The organism is Komagataeibacter xylinus (assembly GCF_004302915.1).
Lineage (GTDB): Bacteria > Pseudomonadota > Alphaproteobacteria > Acetobacterales > Acetobacteraceae > Komagataeibacter > Komagataeibacter xylinus_C.
In genome coordinates, this window is sequence record NZ_QQBI01000019.1 from 1 (window position 1) to 26,277 (window position 26,277).

At 60.9% G+C, this 26,277-nt stretch carries 15 protein-coding genes; 10 read left to right on the forward strand and 5 right to left on the reverse strand.

What is annotated here, in order from left to right:
• Window positions 1-34: 34 nt before the first annotated feature.
• Window positions 35-943 (reverse strand): LysR family transcriptional regulator, encoded by a 909-nt coding sequence (locus DV027_RS11105; RefSeq protein WP_130731868.1) that lies wholly within the window; start codon window positions 941-943, stop codon window positions 35-37.
• Window positions 944-1,064: 121 nt separating this feature from the next.
• Here DV027_RS11105 and DV027_RS11110 point away from each other — a divergent pair, with 121 nt between their 5' ends.
• The 3 genes from DV027_RS11110 to DV027_RS11120 all read left to right on the forward strand — a co-directional run bounded on the left by DV027_RS11110 (window position 1,065) and on the right by DV027_RS11120 (window position 3,965).
• Window positions 1,065-2,105: an aromatic ring-hydroxylating dioxygenase subunit alpha gene (locus tag DV027_RS11110; protein ID WP_130731869.1), complete on the forward strand. Its 1,041-nt coding sequence runs from the start codon at window positions 1,065-1,067 to the stop codon at window positions 2,103-2,105.
• A 4-nt stretch (window positions 2,106-2,109) separates the two neighbouring features.
• On the forward strand, window positions 2,110-3,054 hold the full coding sequence (locus DV027_RS11115) for a PDR/VanB family oxidoreductase (protein ID WP_130731870.1): 945 nt from the start codon (window positions 2,110-2,112) through the stop codon (window positions 3,052-3,054).
• Window positions 3,055-3,377: 323 nt separating this feature from the next.
• Window positions 3,378-3,965: a TetR/AcrR family transcriptional regulator gene (locus DV027_RS11120; RefSeq protein ID WP_130731871.1), complete on the forward strand. Its 588-nt coding sequence runs from the start codon at window positions 3,378-3,380 to the stop codon at window positions 3,963-3,965.
• A 45-nt stretch (window positions 3,966-4,010) separates the two neighbouring features.
• On the opposite strand, the gene DV027_RS11125 is transcribed toward DV027_RS11120, so the two are convergent.
• On the reverse strand, window positions 4,011-4,604 hold the full coding sequence (locus DV027_RS11125) for a TetR/AcrR family transcriptional regulator (protein ID WP_242621855.1): 594 nt from the start codon (window positions 4,602-4,604) through the stop codon (window positions 4,011-4,013).
• 1,016 nt (window positions 4,605-5,620) lie between these two features.
• Here DV027_RS11125 and bcsA point away from each other — a divergent pair.
• The 7 genes from bcsA (at window position 5,621) to DV027_RS11160 (ending at window position 20,657) form a co-directional block, all read left to right on the forward strand.
• On the forward strand, window positions 5,621-10,150 hold the full coding sequence (bcsA, locus tag DV027_RS11130; RefSeq protein WP_242621856.1) for a UDP-forming cellulose synthase catalytic subunit: 4,530 nt from the start codon (window positions 5,621-5,623) through the stop codon (window positions 10,148-10,150).
• Window positions 10,151-10,264: 114 nt separating this feature from the next.
• Window positions 10,265-10,936, forward strand: a complete 672-nt coding sequence (locus DV027_RS11135) for an SGNH/GDSL hydrolase family protein (RefSeq protein WP_110569848.1) — start codon at window positions 10,265-10,267, stop codon at window positions 10,934-10,936.
• 86 nt (window positions 10,937-11,022) lie between these two features.
• Window positions 11,023-12,183: an acyltransferase family protein gene (locus DV027_RS11140; protein ID WP_130731874.1), complete on the forward strand. Its 1,161-nt coding sequence runs from the start codon at window positions 11,023-11,025 to the stop codon at window positions 12,181-12,183.
• 82 nt (window positions 12,184-12,265) lie between these two features.
• Window positions 12,266-16,126, forward strand: a complete 3,861-nt coding sequence (locus DV027_RS11145) for a cellulose biosynthesis protein BcsC (RefSeq protein WP_242621857.1) — start codon at window positions 12,266-12,268, stop codon at window positions 16,124-16,126.
• A gap of 58 nt (window positions 16,127-16,184) precedes the next feature.
• Window positions 16,185-17,864, forward strand: a complete 1,680-nt coding sequence (locus tag DV027_RS11150; RefSeq protein WP_130731875.1) for an SGNH/GDSL hydrolase family protein — start codon at window positions 16,185-16,187, stop codon at window positions 17,862-17,864.
• 285 nt (window positions 17,865-18,149) lie between these two features.
• Window positions 18,150-19,442 (forward strand): DUF1800 domain-containing protein, encoded by a 1,293-nt coding sequence (locus DV027_RS11155; protein ID WP_242621858.1) that lies wholly within the window; start codon window positions 18,150-18,152, stop codon window positions 19,440-19,442.
• Window positions 19,443-19,445: 3 nt separating this feature from the next.
• A complete protein-coding gene (locus DV027_RS11160) occupies window positions 19,446-20,657 on the forward strand; it encodes a DUF1501 domain-containing protein (protein WP_130731877.1) in 1,212 nt (403 codons plus the stop codon).
• A 39-nt stretch (window positions 20,658-20,696) separates the two neighbouring features.
• On the opposite strand, the gene DV027_RS11165 is transcribed toward DV027_RS11160, so the two are convergent.
• The 3 genes from DV027_RS11165 to DV027_RS11175 all read right to left on the reverse strand — a co-directional run bounded on the left by DV027_RS11165 (window position 20,697) and on the right by DV027_RS11175 (window position 26,085).
• Complete coding sequence (locus tag DV027_RS11165) at window positions 20,697-21,152, reverse strand: hypothetical protein (RefSeq protein ID WP_130731878.1); 456 nt, start codon at window positions 21,150-21,152, stop codon at window positions 20,697-20,699.
• 77 nt (window positions 21,153-21,229) lie between these two features.
• Window positions 21,230-23,725, reverse strand: a complete 2,496-nt coding sequence (locus tag DV027_RS11170) for a phosphocholine-specific phospholipase C (RefSeq protein WP_130731879.1) — start codon at window positions 23,723-23,725, stop codon at window positions 21,230-21,232.
• A gap of 50 nt (window positions 23,726-23,775) precedes the next feature.
• Window positions 23,776-26,085, reverse strand: coding sequence for a TonB-dependent receptor (locus DV027_RS11175; protein ID WP_242621859.1), 2,310 nt, complete (start codon window positions 26,083-26,085; stop codon window positions 23,776-23,778).
• Window positions 26,086-26,277 lie beyond the last annotated feature (192 nt).

Here is a 26,277-nt window from a genome sequence, read left to right on the forward strand (position 1 = left end):
ATTCCAGATCGGGCTCCTGTGGGATGACTGAATTCTACAAAATAACCCAAAATTTCCTCAAGTGTGAGAAATTCGCGACGACCTGCCGCGTCAGGCGGGAAAGCTGCCGGGTACGGTCATGCACCAGGGCAAGCGTGAGATGGGGCACCTGCCCGCCCGCAAGCGGCACGAAAGCGAGCTCCCCGCGCAGGACCTCGGCCATGACATCGAGCGAACTGAGAAAACAGATCCCGATCCCCGCCGCCACCAGAGAAAGCATCATCTGCACATTGTTCGCCCGTGCCGCCACAGGCGGGCTGACGCGCCCGCTTTGCTGCAGCCTGTCAAACACGGCAGCAATGGCAAGCGGTTGTTCAGGCATGATGACAGGATAGTCCATGCACTGCGCCAGCCTGACCGAACTTTCCCGTGCCAGCGGGTGCGTGGGCGGGCACACGAAGCCGAGCGGGAAAGTCATGCGGTGCAAGACCACGATGTCGCGCATGTCATCGGGGTCAAGCACAAGGGCCAGGTCTCCTTCACCAGACAGGAGGGCCTGGCAGATCCGTTTATTGTCACGGATGTTCACATTCAGCACCACGCCGGGATGGCTGGCCTTCATGCCTGCTACAAGTTGCGGCATGAAAGCGCGTGACAGGGCCTCAGGCGCCAGCAGGTCAACCTGCCCGCGCCGGATGCCCTTCAGGTCATCGATCTGGCGGGTCAGGTCATCCAGATCCTTCACCCAGCGGCGGGCGCAGGCGTAAAGCAGCTCGCCTGCCGCTGTCAGCCGCATGCCGGTGGGCAGGCGCTCGAACAGGGGGGTCTGCAATTCCTTTTCGCCCAGCAGGATGTGCCGGTTGATGGCTGAACCCGCGATGTGCAGTTCCTCCGCCGCGCGACGGATGGACTTATGGCGCGCAACCGCCAGGAAATAGACCAGAAAGCGCGAAAAGGGGTGCATGCGTTCTCATTTTGAGAATGGGAAAGGCTCAATTATGATATATTTGAGAGCATGCTGCATGTGAAATGATCTTTCTGAAAGCCGCCAGAGCCTTTCCGGCCCGTTCAGGAGACCCCCCCACATGACCCTCGCCGCTGCCACCCCCTCCTTGCCCCGCAACATGACATTTGATGCCGATGACTGGCTGATCCTGGCCCGTTGCTGGCACCCGGTCGCCCTGGTGCGTGACCTGGGCACGCAGCCGATGGGCGTGACCCTGCTTGATGCCCCGCTGGTGCTCTACCGCACGGGCGATGCGATTGTGGTGGCTGATGACCTGTGCCCGCATCGCGGCGTGCCGCTGAGCATGGGCAAGGGCGACGGGCAAAGCATAGCCTGCGCCTATCATGGCTTCCGCTTTGGCCAGCAGGGGCGGTGCGTCAAGGTGCCTGCCCACCCGGACAATGCCATTCCCGGCAAGCTGAACCTGCGCACCTACCCCGCCGTGGAGCGGTACGGCCTGATCTGGACCTGCCTGCGCCCTGATGAGGGGCTGCCGGTCATTCCGCCCATGCCACACTGGGATGACCCGGCCTATCAGCAGATCAACTGCCCCTTTATCGACATTGCCGGTTTTGCCGGGCGGCAGGTGGAAGGCTTCATTGATGTGGCCCACTTCGCTTTCGTGCATACCGACACCTTTGCCGACCCCGAAAACCCCGTGGTGCCGCCTTACAAGACGCACCTCACGCCCGATGGGTTCGAGGCCGAATATCGCAGCAGCGTGGGCAACTACCCCATTGGCAAGACTGATCGGGGGCGCCCCGGCTTTGAATGGCTGCGCCACTTCCGGGTGCATGTGCCCTTTACCGCCACGCTGGAAATCCACTTCCCCGATAACGGGCGGCTGGTCATCATGAATGCGGCCTCACCCGTATCAGCGCGGCAGACACGCATGTTCGCGCCGATGTGCCGCAACTTCGACAAGGAACTGCCGCTGCAGGATGTCTATGACTTCAACCTGCGCGTCTTCGAGGAAGACCGTGCGCTTGTCGAGGCCCAGAAGCCCGAGAACCTGCCGCTCGACCCCACGCTTGAGGCCCATGTCATGGCCGACCGCAGTTCCATTGCCTATCGCCGTGCCCTACGCACGATGGGGCTGAGCCAGTTTTTTACGGCATAACGTCATGTCAGCACTTTTTCCTGTTATCGTGCATGACGTCATGCCCGAGGGCGCGGACTGTGTCCGCCTGCGGCTGGCAGCCGCGCCGGGGCAGGGGGCGCTGCCCCGCTTCGCCCCCGGCGCGCATGTGGATGTCCTGACCCCTGTGGGGCTGGTGCGCCAGTATTCGCTGTGTGGCGATGCGGATGATCCCGGTTTTTATGAACTGTGCATCAAGCGTGAAGCAGCCTCACGCGGGGGATCGGAGTCCCTGTGCAGCACCGTGGAGAAGGGGATGGAACTGCACATCTCGCCGCCCCGCAATGCCTTCATGCTCCCGGCTGCGCAACATTATGTGCTGATTGCGGGCGGGATCGGGATTACGCCACTGCTGTCCATGATGGCGCGGCTGCAGCGTCAGGGTGCGGACTGGACCTTGCATTATTACACACGCACGCCCGATCAGGCGCCATTCAGGAACCGGTTGCTTGCCGCGCCCTATATGGGCCGCGTGCACATGGCCAGGAGCCTCAAGCAGGGCTATCCCGCAGCACTGTCCCGCCCTGACACCGATACGGCCATCATGCTGTGTGGGCCGGATGGCTTCATGCAGGCGGTCTCCTCCCATGCCATTGCCGCAGGCTGGAAGCCTGCGCAGGTCCATACGGAATATTTCCGCCCAACGGAAATGGTAACTCACGATGATGAGCAGGCATTCAAGGTCGTGCTGGCCCGCTCCGGGCGCAGCATAACCGTGCCACCTGGCCAGAGTATTGCCGGTGCCCTGATGGCGGCAGGCATCGCGGTCAGCCTCTCGTGTGAACAGGGCATGTGCGGGGCCTGTGTCGTGCCGCTGCTGGCCGGGGAAGGCGCGCACCGTGACATGGTGCTGAGCGAGGAGGAACAGGCCTGCAGCATTGCCCTGTGCTGCTCACGCGCCCGCACGCCCTCCATCACTCTGGACCTGTAACAGTCATACTTCCGGTGCGCGTGATTTGTTTAATGATATGAATGATAAATAATTTTCTGGTAAATGTTTTTCAGGATCTGTTGAGAATTGAATTTTCTCAAGGGTCCTGATGTGATTCAGGACAAGAAACACAAAATGTCATCCAGACCCCACGTAAGGGGACAGGAAACAAACGGCCCATAGGAAAATCAGAAAGGCTGGCCTGAATTTGAGAATTTTGTAATTACTGACAACATGGGCTGTGGGAGGGCATTACATCAACAACATTGACATCATACATGCTCTCATGACAAAGCCGTGTTATAAAGTCAGGGGAATGACGTATGCCGAGCGATAAAGCTGCCGCACAGACACGGCAACGCATTATTGAAAGCTTTGTCGCCCTTATTGAAGAGCGCGATGATGTCACGGTCCCCACGGCCCATATTGCAGAACGCGCCAACCTTTCCGTAAGGACTATCTATAAGTATTTTTCCTGCCGTGATGCCCTGTTGCGGGCGACGGGTGAATGGCTGAATACGCAGGTATTCGGCTTTGCGTTGGGCACGGACGCGGATGATCTGGTGCAGGGCTTCCGCATCGCGGCGGCGCGGTTTGACGAGCACCCGAATCTTTCCCGCATTCTTGCCCTGACACGGGTCGGGCGTTCAATGCGGATCAAGTTTCGCAATGAACTTCTCGTCCGTCGGCGCAGAACGCTATGGCGCGATACGCCAGACGTGCCCGCCGCCGATCGACGCCGGGCAGAAGCCGTAATTGCCTGCCTGGACAATGTCCTGTCGTGGCTGACGCTCCGCGAGGAGTTCGATATGAACGGCAGCGAGGCAGGCGCCGCCATAAGCTGGGCCATAGAAGTGATTCTGCGTGAAACTCGTGCCATGCCCCCTTCAGAACCGCCTTCCCAACCCTGATTCCCACTCCGCTCCAGTCCGCAGTTCATCGGGGCAGGGCGTTGATCAGTCCTTCCGGTTACTTTCTTCTTCGCCCGGTTCGGCATCAAGCGCGCGGGCCAGATCGCCCCTGATGAAGGCATCAAGAATATCACCGAGAAAAGCGGCCATGCTTTCACGCGGGTTATCACCATCAAAAAGAGGTCCGTTGGGCGCTTTTATGACGAACAGGTTCGATAAACCGCAGAGCATGGCGTACATGCCATAACCGGCCTGCACTTTCCGGCTCAGGGTTTCCATATCATTGGGGCCGAAATCATCGGTTAGCGTAAAAACCCGCTTGCCATATATCAGTTCCATCAGATCTTCGAATGCGGCACCGACGATGATGCGATAGCGCGGATAGGCATAGGCATCCGGTATGTAACCGAACATGAGTCGGTAGAGCTGGGGATGGGTGCAACCAAAATCCACGCAGTAAAATACAATTCGCTTGAGCGCATCGGTGCGATTGGCGCAAGTGCGGTTGATATGGGCGATCTGCTTGCGGAAAATCTGAAAATATTCCACGGCAATTTCTAGCAGGAGATCATGCAGGCTCCCGTAATGATTGTAGAAATTGGCCGGCGCGACTTTGACTTCCTTGGCGAGGCGACGCACCGAAAGGGCTTCGAGCCGTTCAGATTCAAGTATTCTGACAGTCGCAATGCGCAGGTCTTCGGGAACATTTCCTTTATGATAGCGTCTTGAAATGGGAAGGCATCCTTCTGAAAAGGCAGCATAAGCGTATGAATTTTGGATTATAATCAGAAATTATGTTGCGATTGAGTATGACAAAAAAAGTGATAGATTTTATACAATTTATGAAATAATTCCTATTTATCCAGCGATTGTCATAAAATGCCTACATACATAAAACATTTTGCCCTTAAATTCCTAACAACATCTTATCGGGCCAGCAGAGGCCAAGGGCTACACTGCTAAAACATTAACTCCTGCACATGTGGCGTGTCATTTTAACTGACTTCATGGTACATCGCATTGATATAAGAACGGATTTTTTCCTTGACAGAGATTTCAGCCATTGCGCGACTGCTTTGGCCCTGCCTGTTACCACAGGGAAAAGCCATGCTCCTCCCAGTGATAAGGTAGATGCAGATATGGGATTTATTTCCCGAACCCCGGCCATCCGTATTATGAACACCGTCAACATAAGGGGCATTGAAATAGACGCCGCGATGAACGGTTACGCATCATATTGGGTAGTTTAGTTTAAAACATAATTACATATCTACCTGTTTATATACGTAAAAACATAATAACAAAAAAACTTCCCCTCCTTGGAAAAAGGAAATAATTCTCTGTCATGCAAGGGCTTGCCTTTTTTCTTGACAGGAAATTAATCAGAAATTAATACCACTATGGCCAGAGGCAAAAGCCTCGTGCCCACATAGCCGATTACACTCTCGCCCCATTGTGCCAATGGTGACCATTCAACCCAGGTGCAGGATCTGACTTCAGGCATAAAATGAACATTGTTCATATTAGGTTACCACTTTTCCCGCAGGGTGACGCAACCCCTTGGGAATACTCGATTAAATATTAACGATTGCAAGGCAGCGATATAGCTGAACATGTTCGGGGCAAAACGCATAACGGACGAAATCACGGTCCTGATGAAAAAGACACCGCTCAGCCAGGTGCCCCCATGGGTGCCGGTTGTTGTTGGTGCGTCCATCATGGGGTTCGCGGGGTCCATAACGCTCAGCCTGTATTCACAGGGCCTGCTGTGCATTGGCACGGTCACGCTCCTGCTGGTGCTCAACCGCAGGCCGGGGCGGGGCATCACCATATTCCTGATGATGCTGTCGCTCCTGGTGTCGCTGCGCTACATCGTGTGGCGACTGACCACCACGCTGGAATTCCACGGGTGGATACAGGGCGGCCTGTCCGTGCTGCTCCTGCTGGCCGAGATCTATGCCCTGGTCACGCTGTGCCTGAGTTACTTCCAGATGTCATGGCCGCTGGAGCGCAGGGAACATGCCCTGCCGGCTGATCCGGCCGACTGGCCGAGCGTTGATGTCTATGTGCCGTCCTATAATGAGGAACTGGCCCTCGTGCGCTCGACCGTTCTTGGCGCGCTGGAACTGGACTGGCCGGCAGACAAGCTCAATGTCTACATTCTTGATGATGGCAGGCGCGCTGCTTTCCGTGATTTTGCGCTGGAGTCAGGCGCAGGCTACATTATCCGTGCGGAAAACAACCATGCAAAGGCTGGCAACCTCAACCATGCCCTGAAAGTGACGGACGGGAAGTTCGCCGTTATCTTTGACTGCGATCATGTGCCCACCCGTGGCTTCCTTAAAAGAACCATCGGCTGGATGATTGCCGACCCCAACCTGGCCCTTCTGCAGACCCCGCATCATTTCTATGCGCCCGACCCGTTTCAGCGCAATCTGGCCGCGGGCATACATGTGCCGCCTGAAGGCAACATGTTCTATGGCCTAGTGCAGGACGGAAATGATTTCTGGGATGCAACATTCTTCTGCGGCTCATGCGCCGTCATCCGCCGCGCCGCCGTTATGGGCATTGGCGGCTTTGCGACCGAAACCGTAACCGAAGATGCCCATACCGCGCTCAAGATGCAGCGCAGGGGTTGGGGTACCGGGTATCTGCGCGAGCCGCTTGCAGGCGGGCTTGCGACCGAGCGCCTGATCCTGCACATCGGCCAGCGCGTGCGCTGGGCGCGCGGCATGCTCCAGATCATGCGGCTCGACAACCCCATGCTCGGCCGCGGCCTGCGGTGGGAGCAGCGGCTCTGCTACCTGTCCGCCATGTCGCACTTCCTGTTCGCCATCCCGCGCGTAACCTTTCTGGTCTCGCCGCTGGCCTATCTCTTCTTGGGTGAAAACATCATCGCGGCCTCGCCGCTGGCCATCAGCGCCTATGCGCTGCCCCATATCTTCCATTCCATCATGACGCTTTCACGTGTTGAAGGACGGTGGCGCTATTCCTTCTGGAGCGAGATTTACGAGACCTCGCTCGCGCTGTTCCTGGTGCGGATCACCATCGTAACCCTGCTCCAGCCCCACAAGGGCAAGTTCAACGTGACCGACAAGGGCGGCCTGCTGGAGCGCAGCTATTTTGATTTCAGCGCGGTCTATCCCAACATCATCCTGGCGCTTATCCTGTTCGCAGCCCTTGTGCGCGGCATATTCGGCATCATCTGGCAGTATCACGACCGCCTTGCGCTCCAGTCCTTCGTGCTCAATACCCTGTGGGTGGTCATCAGCCTCATTATCGTGCTGGCCGCCATCGCCGTGGGGCGCGAAACACGCCAGACCCGCGGCGCACCGCGCATTACCGTGCGCCTGCCCGTAACCGTGACCGACGGGCAGGGCAGGGCGTTCCATGCCCATACGCATGATATCTCGCTGGGTGGCCTGTCAGTCGACATGAACTGGCCGCACAATGTCGAGGCGCCACAGACCGTCATGGTCAGCTACGATAACGAGCGCGACGGCATTCACACGCATGTGCCGGCCCAGGTCATGGGCATGCAGCCGGGCAACCTGCGCCTGCAATGGATGCGCCGGGACCTGAACGATGAACGCCAGGTGGTCGACATGGTGTTCGGGCGCAACGATGCCTGGGCCAACTGGGCCGATTTTCCCCCCGACCGCCCGCTTCGCAGTATCGCCATGGTGTTCAGAAGCATTGGCGACCTTTTTAAATGGCGCAAGCCTGAAAAACCCCGCCCCATTGCGCAGGCAGGGGAAAGCACCGTGCCCATGGTGGAAGAAAAACTGGAGAAACAGAGCCTCGTGCTGAAACCCGTCCAACGCGGCGCCCGCACTGGGGCTGCCCTATCCGCCACCGTTCTCGCAGCCTTCACGGCCCTGGTCCCCGCAGCCCTGGCACAGGGGCTGCCGCCCGCGCCAGCCACCGCCACGGTGGACCAGACCGGTGTCAGCGCCCAGACCCCGTTCGGTGACAGCAATACGGGCATCGTGCCTGATGTCGCCCCCCCGATCGACCCGCTGGCCGCGGCCCGGATCAGTGATACGGAGGTGACGCGCACCCTGTCATTCCGCGACCTTGGCGCAACGACCGGGCCGCTGACATTGCGCGGCTATTCCCCGCTGCAGGGGCTTGATGTGGTCGTGCCCGCCAACCGGGTGGTCACGCACGCGCAGATCACCCTGTCCGGTGCACTCTCGCCCTCGCTCCTGCCCGAGGCGAGCGCTGTCACGGTTACGCTGAACGAGCAGTATATCGGCACGATCAAGGTCAACCCCGAGCACCCCGAGTTCGGTCCCATCACATTCGATGTCGATCCGCTGTATTTTACTGGCGACAACAAGCTCAATTTCCGTTTTGCCGGTGAATACAGGCGTGACTGCAATGATCTCTTCAACGAGATCCTGTGGGCGCGCATTTCCGACAGTTCGCGCGTTACCCTGACCACGGTGCGGATCGCGCCCGAGCGTAAGCTCTCGCGCCTGCCAGCCCCCTTTTTCGATCCCAACCTGCGTGCGGCGCTGCGGGTTCCGTTCGTCATGCCATCCCCCGATAGCCGCGATGACCTGAAGGCTGCTGGCGTGATCGCCTCATGGTTTGGCAAGATCGCCGATTTCCGCGCGCTGTCCTTTCCCGTCTCCACCACCGTGCCGGCATCGGGCAATGCGGTTGAAGTGGGCCGGAACATTCCGCTTGATGCCAGCGGCACGCTGCCCACCGGCCCGACCCTGGCCGAGGTCGCCAACCCCAATGACCCGTGGGGCATCATCCTGATCGTGACCGGACGCACCGCGCAGGAAGTCGAGGCGGCGGCGCGGAACCTCGCTTTCTCGCACGATACGCTTGGTGGCGTCGCCTCGAAAGTGGTGGAGGACGTGACCCTCGACCCCCGCCAGCCTTATGATGCACCTGCCTTCGTGCCAACGGACCGGCCCGTGCGCTTTGGTGAACTCGTGGGGGCGGCCGACCTGCAGGGCGGGGGCTACACGCCCGCGGGCATGACGCTGCCCTTCCACCTGCCGCCCGACCTGTACACCTGGCGGGGGCGGCCCTACCTCATGAACATGTGGGTACGTGCGCCAGGCGGCCCCGTGGTGGACCTCGAGACATCACGCGTCGATGTCAGCCTCAACAACAACTACCTGCAGAGCTATTCGCTCTCGCCGCCCGGCGTGTGGCAGAAATGGTCGGAAAGGCTGGTCAACCAGCATGCAGGGGCCACGGGCCACATGACAGCTCTGCCGCCGTGGCTACTGTTTGGCCAGAACCAGCTCCAGTTCAATTTTGATGCCCGCCCCATTGACCGCGGCGCATGCCGCCGCACGCCGGGTGATATCCGCATGAGCGTGGATTCAGATTCCACCCTCGATTTCCGCCGGGGCTACCATTACGCCGAGCTGCCCAACCTGTCCTATTTCGCCGAGGCGGCCTTTCCGTTCTCCCGCATGGCCGACCTGTCCGAGACGACGATCATCCTGCCCCAAAGCCCCGATGCGGGCACGGCGGGCTCGTTCCTCGACCTCATGGGCTTCTTCGGTGCCACAACGTGGTATCCCGCCGCAGGCGTGCATGTCATGACGGCGGACCAGATGAAAAATACCGCCCCGCTGGGCGATATCATCCTGCTCTCCACCGCTGACCGGCTGGATTCAGCCTCCAACCTGCTGTCACGCTCGCCTTACGTCATCAAGGACGGACACGTGCGGGTTGGCCAGAACATGGGGCTGCAGGGCATCTGGTACCTGTTTCAGGACCACGACCATGCTGGCCTGCTGAACGGCGTGAGCGCCCACCTCAATGCACCGATTGCCGAGGCCGGGGTCATGATTGGCGCGCAGTCGCCCTATGACAGCCAGCGCTCGGTCATTGCCTTCGTGGGCGATACGCCCCAGCGCATCCATGACCTGGTGCTCAGCCTGCGCAACACCAGGGATCTGTCCTCCATCCAGGGGGATCTGGTGCTCAAGAACGCCGAACAGTTTACCAGTTACCGCACCGCGCCGACCTACAAAGTGGGTTCATTACCCCTGTGGCTGCAACTGGACCGGTATCTGAGTTATCATCCTTTCATTCTTTATCTGACCGGTCTATCAGGGGCGGGGTTGACCGCCTTCGGGGCGTGGAGCTGGCTGCGCGCCAAGTCGCGCAGGCGCGTGCTGGATGATGGCACGGGCGGTGAAACATAAGGCATGGCGCTGCAACAGGCTGCCCGCGCCCAGGCAGGTTCTGCCAGCCTGGGCGGAACCTGCCCGTAGCGCTACCCTGGTCCATAAATAAATTCTTATACGGAGAAGTAATTCATGAGTGCTCTTCTTGCCGGCCTCACGCTGCTGATCATCGGCGATAGCCACGTCACGTTCAAGGACTCCCTCCTGTCCGTACTGCCCGATGAATTCAGCCGGCAGGGTGCGAAAGTGGTCACCTACGGCGTGTGTTCCTCCACCGCTGCCGACTGGGTCGTGCCCAACCCCAATAACGGCTGTGGCGCCGCAGAGCGCATTGGCGATGCCCCGATCGGCGCGCCCAACATGAAGCCCGCATCGCCCCCGCCCATCAGCGACCTCGTGGCCAAATGGCATCCCAACGTGGTAATGGTGATTCTTGGCGATACTATGGCAGCCTATGGCCAGGCTTCGGTCTCGAAAGACTGGGTGGACGAGCAGGTCAAGACCCTGACCTATGCCATTGGCAAGACCGCGTGCATCTGGGTTGGCCCGACCTGGGGCCAGTTCAGCCCGCGCTACGGCAAGACCGACCAGCGCGCGACCGAAATGGCGTCCTTCCTCAAGGGCGAAGTCGCGCCCTGCACCTATGTCGATGGTACAGCACTGCTCAAGCAGGGCAGCGTGAACACCATCGATGGCATTCATGCAACGCCTGAAAGCTACAAGGTATGGGGCAACGCGATCGTGCAGGCGACCCTGCCTGAGCTTGAAAAGCTGAAAGACGCCCCGCCTGCCACCGGCCAGTAAGGTCGCCCCTTACGCAGGCACGCCCGACACCGCGCTGCGTGCTTGCGTATCTGCCCATGAAGGGCACAAAACGTGGAAATCTGTTGATGCTGCACCTGAATGAACCTGCCCCTACTACAAGCAGGTGGCGTGACATACTTGAGAAAGACTTTTTCCCCCTCAACCGTCGGCGTGATATTGATGGGCTGCGCGGCCTTGCCATCACCCTTGTGGTCCTGTTCCATGCAGGCTGGCTGCAGGGCGGCTTTATCGGTGTCGATATTTTTGTGGTCATCTCGGGTTATTTCATGGGGCGCTCGGCGCTCATGCAGCATCCGTTCCAGCCGCTGCGCTTTGTCTGCCGCAGGCTCTACCGCCTGCTGCCCGCGCTGGTGTGCATGATTGGCCTGGTCTCGGCGGGCATGCTGTGGTGGGTCTTGCAAAGTGACCGCGCCGATATCGCCATCAACGGGGCCTATGCGCTGGTGTACCTGTCCAACATATGGGCTTCGGGGCATGTCGGGTATTTTCAGGGGCAGAGCATTGCCTACCCGTTCCTGCATACATGGTCGCTCTCGCTGGAAATGCAGTTCTATACCATCATCTTCCTGATGGCGCTGCTGCTGCCGCTGACAAGGCACCGCAAGCTGGTGCTCTCGGGCATCTTTACCGTGTCGCTGGCCTATTGCGCATGGAGCTACGTCAAGGGCGATACGCAGGCTTATTACAATATCTTCGATCGCCTGTGGCAGTTTTCACTCGGCACCATGATCTGGATATTTCCCCGGCCGCGCCTTTCCCCGGTTGTTGCCAATATTGTCTATGCCGTGGCGCTGGCGGTAATCGTGGGGGCGGGGCTGTTCTATACCCTTCAGTTTGCCTGCCCGTCCTACATGACCGTGTTCCCCTGCCTTGCGGTGGCCACCATCATCATGCTGCCCGAAACGCAGGTGGGCAGGCTGTGCCTCGTGCCCATTTCGCCGCTCGGGGTCATTTCGTATTCGGTCTATCTGTGGCACTGGCCGGGCATCGTGGTGGCGAATTACCTGTTCTTCTTCCAGGTGCATGGGCTGATGATGGCGGCCGTGCTGGGCATCGTCCTTGTCATCAGCGTGCTGAGCTACGTATTCATCGAGCGCACCGGGCTTGATTATGAGGACCGGGTTGCGGTTGCCGCCCGCAACCGTGGGGCTGCCCTGCTTGTCGGCGCGTGCATGACGTTGGCTGCGATCCTGTTCTATATCTCTTATGTGTCCCGTGTTCATTAGACACGACATAAAAGGACGATACCATGCCGCTGGCACGCTGCCTTCGGGGCGTGGGTGGCGGCGTGCGCCCGCAGCCTGGGTCATGATGCCCCAGCCCATGCGCCCGGCAAGGAGCACGCTGAAGCTCATTTGCGGCATGGTGGCGGGAGTCATGCTGTCAGGCGAGATGGCGCAGGCGGACCCTGCCCAGATGACGCAGAACAGCCCGGCAGCAAATGACGGCACGGCCATCACGGTTACGCCCACGCAGGACCAGGATGCGGAACGCGCGGCCATGAACGCGCACATGGCGCATGCGGCCGCCGTGCTGGAACTGCTGCTCAACCAGGGTTATTACTGGCTGGGCCAGCATAACCTTGACAAGGCGCATGAAACGATAGAACGCGCGATTTCGATCGAGCCCAACAACCCTGAAGCCCTTTACCTGCAGGGGCGCCTGCTCATGGCGCAGGGCAATGCGGCGCAGGCTTCGGCCGCGCTGGCCCGGCTGGAGCGCAACGGCACGGCGCCGGGGCTGGTTGCCGACCTTACGGCGCAGATCAAGGCCGGCCCCGTTGACCCCAGGGGCCTGGCCGAGGCGCGCGCCCTTGCGGCGGCGGGCAAGATGATGCCTGCCATGTTCAAGTACAAGGCCCTGTTCAAGAACGGTGACCCGCCACCCGACCTGGCGCTGGAATATTACCGCGTGCTGGGGGCGACCATTCTTGGCCGCCAAGAGGCGCAGACCAAGCTGACCGCCTGGGTGCAGCGCAACCCGCGCGATCTCGATGCCCGGCTGCTGCTCGACCGGATCCTGACCTACCGTGTCACCTCGCGCCCCGAAGGGCTGGACGGCCTGCGCGAACTCGCCCGCTCCAACGCTCCCGCCCCGATCCGCGAAGGGGCGGTTGCCGCCTGGCGCGAGGCCCTGCTGTGGGAGCCGATCACAGGCCCGACCATCCCGCTCTATAACGAATGGCTCGGCCTGCACCCCGATGATGCGGAAGTGACCGAACTGCTGCACAAGGCGCAGGAAACACAGAACGCCATCGATGCCGCCACCGCCCATCAGGAAGGCTACGCCCTGCTGGCCCGCCATAACCTGGAAGGGGCGTCGGAACGCTTCCACCACGCCCTCGCGCTCAATGCCCATGATGCCGATGCGCTGGGCGGGCTGGGACTGGTGGCCCAGGCCCGGCAGCAGCCTGCCCAGGCCACGCAGTATTTTCTGCAGGCCATACAGGCGGACCCGGATTCAGCCCCCCACTGGCGGGCGGCCATCAAGGCCCTGCAATCTGGTGCGGGGGGCATGGACCCGCTGGTGGTGCGGATATTACAGGCCATTAATGCTGGCCACTATGATACGGCACGCACGGACCTCGCGGCCCTAGGCCGCCGCCTTGGCAGCAGGCTGACTTTCCTGTCGCTGGAAGGCATGCTTGAGCGCAAGCAGGGACATGATGCACAGGCCGAGCGCATCTATCGTGAAATCCTGGCGCAGGCGCCGGGTAATGCCGATGCGCTGTTCAATCTGGGCGGCATCCTGATCCAGACCGGGCGCGGGGCGGAAGCACAGGATATCATCGCCCGCCTCAGGCCACTGCGCCCGGCGCTGGCGACATACCTGCAGGCAGCCGATCTGTCCGCCCGTGCCGACCAGACGCGCGATGCTGACGAACGGGTCGCCCTGCTGCGCCAGGCCGCTTCCCTTGAACCCACGGACCCATGGATCCGCCTCAAGCTCGCCCATGCGCTTGACGATGCGGGCGGCCATTTTCAGGCCCGGAGCCTGATGGATGACCTGACAAACGCACCATCCGTTACGCCAGATGACCTGCAGGCCGGGATCATCTACGCCATAGGGCAGCATGACCTTGCCACCGCCGAGCGCCTGATGGCGCGCCTGCCTGCAGGCGGGCGGAGCGCTGGCATGGCCAGCATTGCCAGCCAGATCGCGCTTGCCCGCCGCATACAGGCGCTCAACCGTGCGCCGCGCGCGGAGAATGCCGCCCTCGTGGCCCTGGCCAACCAGCCCGACCCCACGGGCGACCGGGGCGTGCAGATTGCCAGCGCCCTGCTTGACCGCCATGCCACGCAGGAAGCCCAGCAGGTCCTGGCGCAGGAAGAACGCCTGACCCAGCCGCCCACGGCCGCGCAGATGCTGGCCTATGCCGGACTGTACCTGCGCCTGCATGCCACGTTCGACACCACGCGCTGCCTCAGCACCTTTGATGCGATGGTGCGCGATGACCCGGGCTCCGCCACGGCGGAACAGTTGCGGATAAGGACCGATATCGCCATCGGCCTCGCCATCATGACCGCCGATGGCTTTGACCGTTATGGCCAGACCAGCCAGGCCTATCAGGTACTCGCCCCCGTGCTGCGCGCCCATCCTGAATCAGCCGAGGCCCATCTGGCCATGGGGCGGATATACCAGACACGCAACATGCCCCAGCGCGCGCTGGAGGAAGACCAGATTGCCCTGCGCCTCAAGCCGCACAATATCTATGGCCTTGCCGCCGCCGCGCGTGATGCGGGCGGCGCGCGCAAGGTGGATCTGGCGCGGGGCTATGCCGACCGGCTGGCGCATGAAGATCCCGATGGCCCGATGAGCTGGGAAGTGCGCTCCGATATCGATCGCGTGGCGGGCAATACGCGCGCACAGCTCGCTGATGTGGAACACGCCCGCCGCGCCCAGCGCACGCTTGATGGCGAGGACACGCATGAAGCCCATGAAAGCTTCCTGCCTGATTATCGCTGGCCCTTCATTGACAGCAATTATATCGACCTGCAGGGTGCCACCCTGCCTGCAACCTATCATTACATTCCCGAGGATGATGGCGCCGAGGCGATGGACCGGCAGATTGTCTACCTGCGCGATTCCATATCGCCACAGCTCGACGCCAACAGCTTCGTGCGCAGCCGCACGGGTGTTGCGGGGCTGGGGCAGCTGACGGAATTCGCCATTCCCATAACCGGCACGCTGCCATTTGAATCATGGGAGCACCGGCTGTCCTTCTCGGTCACGCCCACGCTGCTATTTACCGGCGATGCGCTGAACAATGCCTATTCAGCCCACCAGTTCGGCACCTATTCCATCAATGGGGCCCTGCCGGGGGCGTACCACCATTACTATACGCAGGGCGTCGGGCTGAGCCTGAACTACGTCAATCACTGGTTCTCGGCTGATGTGGGGTCGTCCCCGCTGGGCTTCCCCATCACCAACGTGGTGGGGGGGGTGGAATTCGCGCCGCGCCTGACCCGTAACCTCGGCCTGCGCATAAGTGGGGGCCGCCGCATGGTCACCGATAGCGAGCTGTCCTACGCGGGCATGCATGATCCGGGCACGAACCGGGTGTGGGGTGGTGTGACACGCATGTTCGGCCATGGCGCGCTGGAATGGTCCGCGCCTGGGTGGAACATCTATGCCGGTGGCGGCTTCGCCTATCTGGATGGCACGCATGTGCAGAGCAATACCGAGGTGGAGGCAGGCGCCGGCGGCACCGCCACGGTATGGCAGACCCATGACCGGCAGTGGTTGCGCGTGGGGCTGGACCTCATGTATTTCGGTTACAAGCGTGACAGTTACTTCTTTACATGGGGGCAGGGCGGCTACTTCTCACCACAGCAGTATTACGGCGCGATGGTACCGGTTGAATGGTCGGGGCATAACCAGCGGTGGACGTGGTTCCTGCGCGGGGAGGCGGGGTTCCAGCATTATCACAGCGATGGCGCGCCCTATTACCCGACAAGCACCAGCCTGCAGCAGCTCGCGGCCTCGAACCCGCCTGACTATTATTCGAGCAGCGGGGCGAGCGGCCTTGCGGGCAATGTACGCGGGCGCCTTGTCTATCAGTTTACCCATCGGTTGCGCATGGGCATGGAAGGTGGCTACAGCCGGGCAGGCAACTGGTCGGAAACCAGTGGCATGCTGATGACGCATTATACATTTGATGGTCAGTAATATAATCGATCCGGGGCAGGTTCATGCCCTCAACCCAGTATCCAGGAACAGTATTACTATGGAAGCGCGCGGAAGAGTTCTGGCCTGTATCACGGCCATGGCCACCCTTGGCCTGCCTGCCCTTGGCATGGCGGCACAATGCCCGGCAGATGGCCATAAGGGCGGAGAAACCTGCATTCCCGCCAATGACACCGTCTATAAAGGGCTGAACCGCCCGCCCGGCACGGATGATGACGTGAACAAGGGTTACGCGCTGGGCGACCTGTGGCAGGCGGGCGGGCATGCATGGCGCGCAACCACAGTCACGCCGGGGGCCGCGCAGTGGGCCGCCGTGGCCACATCGAATGCCCCCGCCGATACCTTTGGCCCGCATGCCATTTTTGCAGGCGGACCGACGCGCATGGTCAGCGCCTATTCCGGCCCTGCCGTGGATATCGAGACGATTTCAGGCGGGCAGACGGTTGCCACCACGCTTGCCATACGCCCCGATGGCACGCTCGATACCGCAACGCTTGATCGCGTCCTGGCCGCGCGTGATGCGGGCACGTTTGCTACCGTAACCCGCGTGTATGACCAGACGGGCCATGGCAACCACCTCGTGGCCACGCCGGGGCACCATGTCGTGCATATCGGGGCGGTGCAGGTTTCGGGGCAGGAGACCCTGTCCTGGGGCGAGAATAACGGGCCGGGCGGATTTGTATTGCCGCAGACGCTCAAGGTGCCCGCCAACAGCTTCTTTTTTGGCACCACGGGCACGTATGCCTCATCCAATTCCGGCTATTCGGCCTTTCCCGTACCGCTCATGCTGGGGCAGAAGGGGCAGGAATTCAAGGTCTTCATGGGCAGCTACACGCTTGATGGCTTTGTGCATGTGGCCGACATGCGCAGCCCGGACCAGCGCACGGACATGATCATCAGCAACGATCCCTCAGCCTTTGGCCTCAGCGCAACCTCCAATGGCTACCGGCTTGAAAACGGCAATAACCACGCCGTGCTCGGCGGCGCGCTGCCCGAGGGTTCGTACTCGGGCGGGTATATCGGGTATAATGCCGATGGCGGCTCCTGGTTTGAACAGGGGCGCAATACCGGGCAGTGGACCGGTATCGTCATCGCCGATCGGGATGCCACGGCCGAGCAGGAACAGGATTTCGAGGCGGCCGCCGCAGTGGCGGGCGACCACATGCCGCAACTGCGCGATACGGTTGTTGCCATTGGTGATAGTCGGACGGAAGGCTTCGGCCTGAGCGATGGCACGAACTGGCCCTATGTCATGCAGCGCTACGCCCGCTACAAAAGCTACAATTTTGCCGTATCAGGCGCCACGACCAAGCAGATGCTGGACATGGTGCCCGCGGCGGAAGCGCTGGCAGCCCGTCCCGGCCGCAAGGTTGCGGTCGTGTTTGGCGGCTTCAATGACCACCTGCACCATATCGACACTGGCGAGACGGTCCATAACCTCGGGCATATTACCAGCCGCCTGAAAAAGGCTGGCTATCACGTTGCTTTCCTTGATGAGGCCAATACGCAGGGTGCGCCGCGCAAGGCGCTGGCCAATGCGGTCGAGGATGGAAAGATCCCTGCCGATACCGAACTGGATCTTTTCGTGTCCGGCGACCCGCTCGCCAATGTGCTGGACCAGACAAAATGGCTTGCCGATACAACCCACCCCAACCAGACCGGGCATGACATCATCGCGCGCAACGTATGGCAGAATATTGCTGATTTCTTTAAAAAATAAGGGCGTTGTTCGCCTATTAAGGAGCCGTTTTCCGATGCCGCCTTTCATGTTGAAAGGCGGCATTTTTTATAAAGGGCAGGCCCATCAGGGCGGCATGCCGTAATTTCATAAATGTTCCATAAAACGGTTTGCCACAGGGTGATATTCCCACCGCAGCCATAAGGGCAGCCGCGCCCCACACGCCTGCGCTGCTCCCTTGATTGATCGCAGCCTGATCGTATTGTACCGGCACTGGCCACTTATCCGACCGTTTTTCAGGACAGGAATCTGATGCAGTCTTTGGAAATGATGAACAGGTTCGGCTGGGGAACACGCGGCACGGAAACATTGGCGGACAAGCCGCAGGACTGGCTGGCGCGCCAGCTGCGTGAACCTGATGCCGCCCGCTTTACCGGCGTGGGCACCACGGCGGATGGGCTGATTGCGCTGCATGCGCAGCGTATGAACAGGGTGCAGGGCGACCCGCTCGTCAAACCGATCTTTCAGGCCGAGGTGGCAACCCAGCTTGATAACCTGCTCCTGACCCGCCAGCCTTTTCGCGAGCGGCTGGCCTGGTTCTGGTTCAACCACTTTACCGTCAGCCTAAGGCAGGGCGGCACGCGCGCGATCATTGGCGCCTACATGCGCGAAGCCATACGGCCGCATGTCACCGGCCGGTTCGTGGACATGCTGCTCGCCGTCATGCGCCATCCGGCCATGCTGATGTATCTTGATAACGCTTCATCCATCGGCCCGGACAGCCCGGCCGGGCGCAGGGGGCATCGCGGCCTGAACGAGAACCTGGCGCGCGAATGCCTCGAACTCCACACCCTCTCGCCACAGGGCGGCTACACGCAGGCCGATGTCACGGCCTTTGCCGCCATCCTGACCGGATGGGGCGTGGACCTCAAGGCGGAGCGGCCCGGCTTTGTCTTTCGGGAAAAGGCGCATGAGCCCGGCACCAAGACCCTGATGGGCCACCGCTTTGGGGAAGGGGAGGAAGGTGGCCTGCAGGCGCTGCATTTTCTGGGCACGCACCCGGCCACCTACCACCATATCGCCACCCGTATGGTCACCCATTTCATAACCGACACGCCCGATGCGCACGATGTCGCACAGGTCAGCCGGGTATTGCAGCAGACGGGAGGCAACCTGACTGCGGCAGCCCTGGTGCTGCCCACGCTGGTGGATACGACGCCGGAGGGCGGCAAATTCCGCTCGCCCATGGATTATGCCACGGCGGTGATGCGCGCGCTGTCAATGGGGGGCACGCCAAGCCAGCCGGATGATCCCCGCTCGCCCGCGCATACGCTGCTTGCGGCTTTTGCAGCGCTGGGCCAGCCGTTATGGACCGCGCCGCTGCCCAATGGCTGGAGCGACCGCGCGGCTGATTGGGCAGCCCCCGCCGACATGCTGGCCCGCAGCGACTGGGCCTGGCGGATGGCAGGGCAGGTGCGCGATGGCGACCCGCTGGATGTTGCCCATGCCGTGCTCGGCCCCGCACTCCGGGCGCAGACGGTAATGGCCATGCAGCATGCAGGCTCAAGGCAGGATGCCCTGACGCTCCTGTTCTCCTCCCCCGAATTCCAGAGGCGTTAAATCATGTTGATCCGTCGTCGCGCGGCCCTGCTGGGCCTTGCCACAAGCTGGGCGCTGGGGCGTGCCTCGCTGGCCATGGCAGCCCCGTCCAGCCATGAAGATGATCCGCGCCTTGTTGTCATTGTCATGCGCGGGGCGCTTGATGGCATGTCCGCTGTCACCCCCTATGGCGACCCGAACCTTGCCGCCCACCGCCGCGCGCTCATCCTGCCCGAGCCGGGAGCAGCGGGGGGCCTGCTCGATATGGGGGGCTTCTACGGTTTGCACCCGGCATTGCAGAACATGCATGCGCTCTACGCAGCCGGGCAGCTGCTGCCGGTGCATGCCGTGGCAGGTAATTATCGCAGCCGCTCGCACTTCGAGGCGCAGGACTACCTTGAAAGTGGCGCGGATGAACGCATGGATAGCGGCTGGCTCAACCGGGCCGTATCACTCATGCCCCAGCACGATGCAGGGCCGGATGGCTATGGCCTGGCCATGGGGCTGACCGTGCCGCTGCTGTTGCGTGGCCCGGCCCAGGTGGGCAGTTACGCACCCGCGGCCAGTCATCATCCCGACCCGGATCTGTACCGCCAGATCGCGGCCCTCAATGCGGATGACCCGGTCACAGGCCCGGCGCTGCGCAATGCCCTGCAGGCCCGTGGCTTTTCCGATACCGTGATGGAAAGCGGCAGGCCCACCCCGGGCGCCCCGCGCAAGGGCAGCAGGCCCGATGCGTTCCTCGCCCTTTCAACCGCGGCAGGCCGCATGCTGGCCAACCGGCACGGCCCGCGCATCGCCGCCCTCGAAATTGGGGGATGGGACACCCATGCGCGGCAGGTCGACCGCCTTGGCCGCCCCCTGACGCAGCTCGACCGGGGGCTTGCCGCCCTGCGGGACGGCCTTGGCCCGGCATGGTCGCGCACCGTCGTGCTGGCCATGACCGAGTTCGGCCGCACGGTACGGATCAACGGCACGGGCGGCACGGATCATGGCACGGGCACGGTTGCCTTCATTGCGGGTGGCGCCGTGGCAGGGGGGCGGGTGGCAGGCACATGGCCGGGCCTGCGCCCTGACCAGCTGTTTGAAAACCGCGACCTTGCCCCCACCACCGACCTGCGCTGCGTTGCGGCGGGGCTGTTATGCGATCACCTGCGGCTGAAGCCTGCGGGCATGGCCATGGTCTTTCCCGGTACGGCGATAACGCCAATGCATGGACTGATCCGCCAGGCGTGAGGACAGGGTGCGTTTTTGAAGCTTCCTGATGCTTATCGCTTACGTTCCATGTCGCGCCCAGATGGCCTCGATCTGGCTGCAATTCCCCATCGCGGCATGGGCTTCGTATATTGTATCGTAGAAAGCCTGCAGGTCCGCGCCATCAAGCGCATACAGCACGGCGTTGACTGACCGGGCTTTGCTGAACCACGTCATGACCTGTGCTTCATGGCCGCAGGGCTGCGCCTGCGCATCGCGTGCATCCTGTGCATCAAAACAGGCGTTATCCAGAAATTCGATAACGGACCCTATGGCATCCCGGTCGAGGCACGGATCGGTTCTGCCCGTGGCAAGCCAGGCCCGCACGCCGGCATCAAGATACGGTTCGGCGTGGCTGGCATGGCAAGCGCATGCCGCCACCGCGCGGGCGATGGCGGCCCGTTGCACCGGGGCAAGCCTGCGCCCGCGCTCGACAAGATCCGGCCTGATGAGATCGAGCCTTACGTCATCATTCATCTGACTGCCCTGCGTGTTTTCATGGTGCCGCAGGCCGGACCCTAACAGGTTTCAGGCACGCGGCACAGGCACGCCAGTCAGGCTGGGTGAACCGCCCCCATGGCCGGATCCGTGCGCCCCGGCTGCCCGGTCTCGATGCGCCCGGCGAACTGATACCGCAGTTCCGGCTCCTCAGCGCTCGACACCGTAAGGTCATACCACAGCATGCCCTGCGTCAGGTCAAACGCCACGTCCGTGCTACCGCCCGCCGCCACGTGCACCGCCCGCGTGGTGCCGGAGGGCGCCATGGTGCAGGTCAGGTTCACATTTTTCGTGCCATGATTGCTTATGGTCACGACCAGATCCTTCCCCGGCCCGCGCAGGTAGGTACATGCCGCCTGCAGCCTCAGGCCACCTTTTTTGCCGCTATAACGCCGGTAAAAGCCGTTGGGGGCATGCACGTCCACGTCATAGAGCCCATTGCGGAACATGGACTGGGCAAAAGCCGCGTCAAGCGCATCGCCTGCCGCTACGCCGTAGGTGCCCGCCTGCATGCCGCTGCCGGCCGTAACGCCGTGGCGATAGATATTGAACGGCACGCCAGCAGCACGGGCACCGAAACGGGTCGTGCCCGCGCGCAGATGCACGGCCACCTGCCGGCCATCAGCCGAGACCCCGCCATCGCAATACGGCTCATAGGGCAGGGGAGAGGCGGCCCGCGTGCCGGATTCCTGCATCACGCTTTCACGCACCCTGGCCGGGTTGGCGCGCAGGGCGGCAATCGTGGCATCATCAAGCGCCTGGTAGCCGCCCGGCATGGGCTGGTTGCGCGCGCTCTCGATGGTGTGCAGATACGCATTGCGCTCAAGGAAAGGCAGGCGGGGCACATTGCCATCATAGGGGCGGAAGCACGATGTAAGGTCGCCGCTGATGGCCCGCCGCCATGGCGAGATATTGGTCTCGGTCACGTCCCTGCCGAATTTGGCGTGCACGAAGGCCTCAAGGAAACGCAGCGTGGAGGTATGCTCGAACAGTTGCGAATTGACCCATCCCCCCCGGCTCCAGGGCGAGGCGATGACCATCGGCACGCGAAAGCCCAGCCCGATGGGCCCGCTGCGTGCAAGGCGCCTGGGCACGCCACGATCGATTTCAGCCTGCGCGCTCGTATATTCCAGCCCCTTCTGGCCAATACTGCGCGATGACGCGCCGGTCTCGGGCCGGGCGGGGTCGGGGGCTGCGTAGGAGCAGCAATGGTCGAAATACCCGTCATTTTCATCATAGGTCATGATGAAGATAGTCTTTTTCCACACCTCGGGGTTTTCGGTCAGGATATCCATGATTTCCGACACGTACCATGCCCCGTACCATGGCGAGGTCGGATGATCGGAAAAATGCTCGGGCGCTGCCAGCCATGACACGGTGGGCAGCCTGCCCGTTCTCACATCCTGGCGGAACTGATGAAGCACATCGCCCTTGGGGGCCTGCATGTGGATGGCTTTTTTGCCATCGTGGAATTTCAGTTTTTCCAGCTTGCGATAGTTTTTGTCGCCCGTGTTGGTCACAAAGGCTTTCTCGAACAGGGCGCGTTCCGCCGGTGTCAGTTTTTCAGGCGTTTCGCCCACGGCCGTGCGGCGGCGCGTGAGCACGGCCAGCAGGCTGCGCGCTTCGGCCAGCTGTTCGGCGTGCGTGCCGGATACGAGCATTTCATGCGTGTTCAGCCGGTCGATATGCGACTGGCATTCACTGATGCGCTCCTCAAGCCACGCGCCAAAGCCGGGATTGGCCGTGACATGATACTGGTCGAAACACTCCAGCACATTGCACCCGAAATTGGAGAGCCACGCCCGCTCCGGCCCGCTCATGCCGCCCGATTGCGAGAGTTCATTCTGGTAGAATTTCCACGAAACGCCAGCCTGTTCCAGCCGCTCGGGGAAGGTGCGCCACGTCATGCCGCCTTCAAGGATCTCGCCATTGCGCATGTACACATTCGACGTGGGGTCCTGCCGGTCGCGCACCGTGCCGGTCCAGAACAGCAGGCGGTTGGGGGTGGTGCTGGTCATGGCGCCACAGTAATTCTGGTCACATACGGTAAAGGCATCGGCCAGGGCGTAGTAAAAGGGCAGGTCCTCGCGCGTGTAATGCCCCATGGTCAACGGATAGCGGGCATAGTCCCTGTGGTGCGACTTCTTGGCGTCGATCCACCGGTCATGGCCGCCATTGTTCCACGCATCGACCTGGCTGTCGCGGGAATGGGGGATGGAGCCCATCCATGTCACGCGCGTATCGCGGATGTTGAGCCGCCACGGCAGATAGGTCTCGCCTGCCTCGCTGCCCTGCACAAAGGCCGGGTTACCGTTGGGCAGGCGCATGGCGCGCGGGTCGTTGAACCCGCGCACGCCCTGCAGGGTGCCGAATACATGGTCAAAAGAGCGGTTTTCCTGCATCAGGATCACGACATGCTCGGCATCGTGCCAGGTAGAACCGACTTCGGGCGCAATGGCGAAGGCCCGGCCGATGGAAGCGGGCAGGCGGGAGGATGCCCCCGCAGCACCCGTGAGGAGGGCATATTTCAGGAAATCTCTACGTGTCGTCATGGTTCGCTCGCGCGGCAGGGATGGGTCTGGGAAGGGCGGGGTTCAGGGCATCAGAAATTGGCGGAAAGGGTCGCCATGACCACGAAGGGCGCGCCGATGACATAGGTGGGCGCGGAAGACTTGCCGCCAACACCCGCTGCTGCCGTTGCATTGGTGGTGTAGGAATACATGGAAGAGAGGTAATGCTCGTTGCCAAGATTGGTCAGGTTGATCTTGATGCGCGGCTTGACCCGGCCAACCTGCGGCAGGGTGCGCCCAAAGCCAAGATTGGCCGTGACATAGCTGGGAATGCTCTCATCGTTCATGAGGGTGGCGTACTGGGAGTCTGTATATTGCAAGGTGAAATTGCCAAACCATTTGCCATCATTATACGTCAGGCCCAGGGAGCCGGAAAATTTGGGCGCGCCTACTTCCTGCTTGCCCTTTGTCTGCAGATAACCGCCGCCATAGGCAATGTTGTTGCCATTCTGGGTGTACATATACTGCCCCGAGGCATAAAAACTTACATGATGCCACGGCCGGGTTGCGAGTTCGGCCTGCAGGCCCCAGGCTTCAAGCCCGCCCGCGTTGATCACCTGCGAGATTTCGGTCGTGGTGCCCGGCTGGTACGTTTCCGATGAGACCTGATGGTTCGTTACGTTGTAATGAAAGCCAGCAACATTGGCCATGAACAGGCCGCTGTAGCGATAGCCCAGTTCTTCGGTAATCATGTATTCCGGCTTGTACTGGCTCATGGCCATTTGCAGGGGCTTGCCGGTCGTGTAGCTGTATTCGGGCAGCTGTGAACTTAACGAGGCGGGCAGATGATAGCCCGTGGTGCCATTGACATAGATCTGGTGGTTCGGGTTGAAGCGATAGCTGATGAGCACCTGCGGGGCGGGAATGAACAGGTTGCGGATGGAAGGCGCCGTGCTGACCCCCGGCAGGTCCTGCGTGAACTGGCGGCTGACCATCGCCATGCGAATACCGCCATCAATGGTCAGGCGGTCATGTAGAAACGACAGTTTATCGTCAACGGCAAAACTGTTGAGCTGCTGCTTGCCGTTTTCGTTATCTTCACCGATGGGAATGCCACCTGCGGTCAGGTAAGGCTCGGACGTGCTCCATTGCCCCTTGCTGTTGACGGGATAATAGCGGTCGCGCGCGGCTTCGGTTGCGTATGAATACCAGTAGGAGAAGGTAAGCGTGTTGAATTTGTGGTGCCATTTGCCAACCAGCGTCAGGCCCGATGAGAGTGTGTACCAATCTGAAACTTCTGCCGCTGTCAGTTCCTTGCTTTTCGGGTCGTAGCCGGGCAGGTTCTTGTAATTATCAAGGTATTTATATTTCTCGGCACCAATATAGCCGCTGGATACGGGCAGGTTGCTTTCACCATATTCATATGGGCCATGGAATTCGACCGAGTAGGCCTCGGCATCAAGGCTGAGGCCATGACCAAAGGTGAAATGGTTTTTCAGTGCGCCATATATGGAACCGGTATTCTTGCCATCGAGCCCGGCATAATCCGTGTCACCTTCATAATACTGGTCGTTCAGCCCGTAATTCGTGCCATAGGTTTTCCAGTTGGCCATGGAGGGATAGAGCCATTCATTCTGCCTGGCCTGGGTCCAGCCGAATATGGCTTCGGTTTCATTGCCCTTTGACCATGTCTTGACCAGGGCTGCATCGACATGCCACTTGCGCACATCGCCCACGCCGCGCCACATGTCGCTGCGCGCGTAAGAGCCTGAAACAAAGGCCCGCACCCCTGAATGACCGATTTCACCCGTATCATAGCGGATGAAGTCCTTGTTGGTGCCATAAGACCCACCGGAGGCGGAAGTATAGATGTTCTGCTTTGCGGAAGGACGCCGGATGGATGTTGAAATCTCAGCGCCCGTGGCATTGTAGGTGGGCGAATTGATATCAACCGCTCCCTGCATGACATTGATCTGCCCTATGTTCTCGCTATCGACAAGCGAGGGGGTATAGGTGCTGTAGGTAAAGGGGTTGGCACCCGGAATACCCTCGAACGTGACGCCGATCTCGGATTGCCCCATGCCACGGATATGGATGATGGAATAAGAGGTCGTCAACGGGCCTTCACTTGCCGAGACGACGCCGGGCAGCGTCTGGATAAGGGATTCAATCGTGGAGGTAGGCGACTGCATGTCGATATAGTCATGCGTGAGGGAACTGACCGTCTTGGGGGTGGTATGGTAGGCCATCATTCCACCGCCGAGCACTTTGTGCCTGGCACGCACCGAAATCTTTTCGCCTTCCTCATCCGTCTTGTCGTGATGGGAATCCGATGCGCCCTGGTCCGCCTTTTTTACGCCGCCGTGGCGGTTATCGGTTTTTTCTTTGGCAAATGCCGTCATGTTCTGGGTGAAAAAACAGACCGCACTCAGAAGTAAAACTTTTCTCATTGCCATGGAGCGTTCCAAAATGAATCTTAATGGAGGCACTCTAACAAATTCCAAATTCTATTTATACACTGCGTCATTCTATTTCATCTTAACTTCATTCAACATTCTTGAAAAATTCATATTTGTATCTGTGCCTATGCTGGC

What these genes read in the sequence shown, in the direction of transcription:
- DV027_RS11155 (WP_242621858.1), top strand. Translation starts at nt 18,150, where the DNA reads ATGATGAACAGGTTCGGCTGGGGAACACGCGGCACGGAAACATTGGCG.
- DV027_RS11150 (WP_130731875.1), top strand. Translation starts at nt 16,185, where the DNA reads ATGGAAGCGCGCGGAAGAGTTCTGGCCTGTATCACGGCCATGGCCACC.
- DV027_RS11140 (WP_130731874.1), top strand. Translation starts at nt 11,023, where the DNA reads ATGCTGCACCTGAATGAACCTGCCCCTACTACAAGCAGGTGGCGTGAC.
- DV027_RS11105 (WP_130731868.1), bottom strand. Translation starts at nt 943, where the DNA reads ATGCACCCCTTTTCGCGCTTTCTGGTCTATTTCCTGGCGGTTGCGCGC.
- DV027_RS11170 (WP_130731879.1), bottom strand. Translation starts at nt 23,725, where the DNA reads ATGACGACACGTAGAGATTTCCTGAAATATGCCCTCCTCACGGGTGCT.
- DV027_RS11120 (WP_130731871.1), top strand. Translation starts at nt 3,378, where the DNA reads ATGCCGAGCGATAAAGCTGCCGCACAGACACGGCAACGCATTATTGAA.
- DV027_RS11160 (WP_130731877.1), top strand. Translation starts at nt 19,446, where the DNA reads ATGTTGATCCGTCGTCGCGCGGCCCTGCTGGGCCTTGCCACAAGCTGG.
- DV027_RS11165 (WP_130731878.1), bottom strand. Translation starts at nt 21,152, where the DNA reads ATGAATGATGACGTAAGGCTCGATCTCATCAGGCCGGATCTTGTCGAG.
- bcsA (WP_242621856.1), top strand. Translation starts at nt 5,621, where the DNA reads ATGAAAAAGACACCGCTCAGCCAGGTGCCCCCATGGGTGCCGGTTGTT.
- DV027_RS11175 (WP_242621859.1), bottom strand. Translation starts at nt 26,085, where the DNA reads ATGACGGCATTTGCCAAAGAAAAAACCGATAACCGCCACGGCGGCGTA.
- DV027_RS11135 (WP_110569848.1), top strand. Translation starts at nt 10,265, where the DNA reads ATGAGTGCTCTTCTTGCCGGCCTCACGCTGCTGATCATCGGCGATAGC.
- DV027_RS11145 (WP_242621857.1), top strand. Translation starts at nt 12,266, where the DNA reads ATGATGCCCCAGCCCATGCGCCCGGCAAGGAGCACGCTGAAGCTCATT.
- DV027_RS11110 (WP_130731869.1), top strand. Translation starts at nt 1,065, where the DNA reads ATGACCCTCGCCGCTGCCACCCCCTCCTTGCCCCGCAACATGACATTT.
- DV027_RS11115 (WP_130731870.1), top strand. Translation starts at nt 2,110, where the DNA reads ATGTCAGCACTTTTTCCTGTTATCGTGCATGACGTCATGCCCGAGGGC.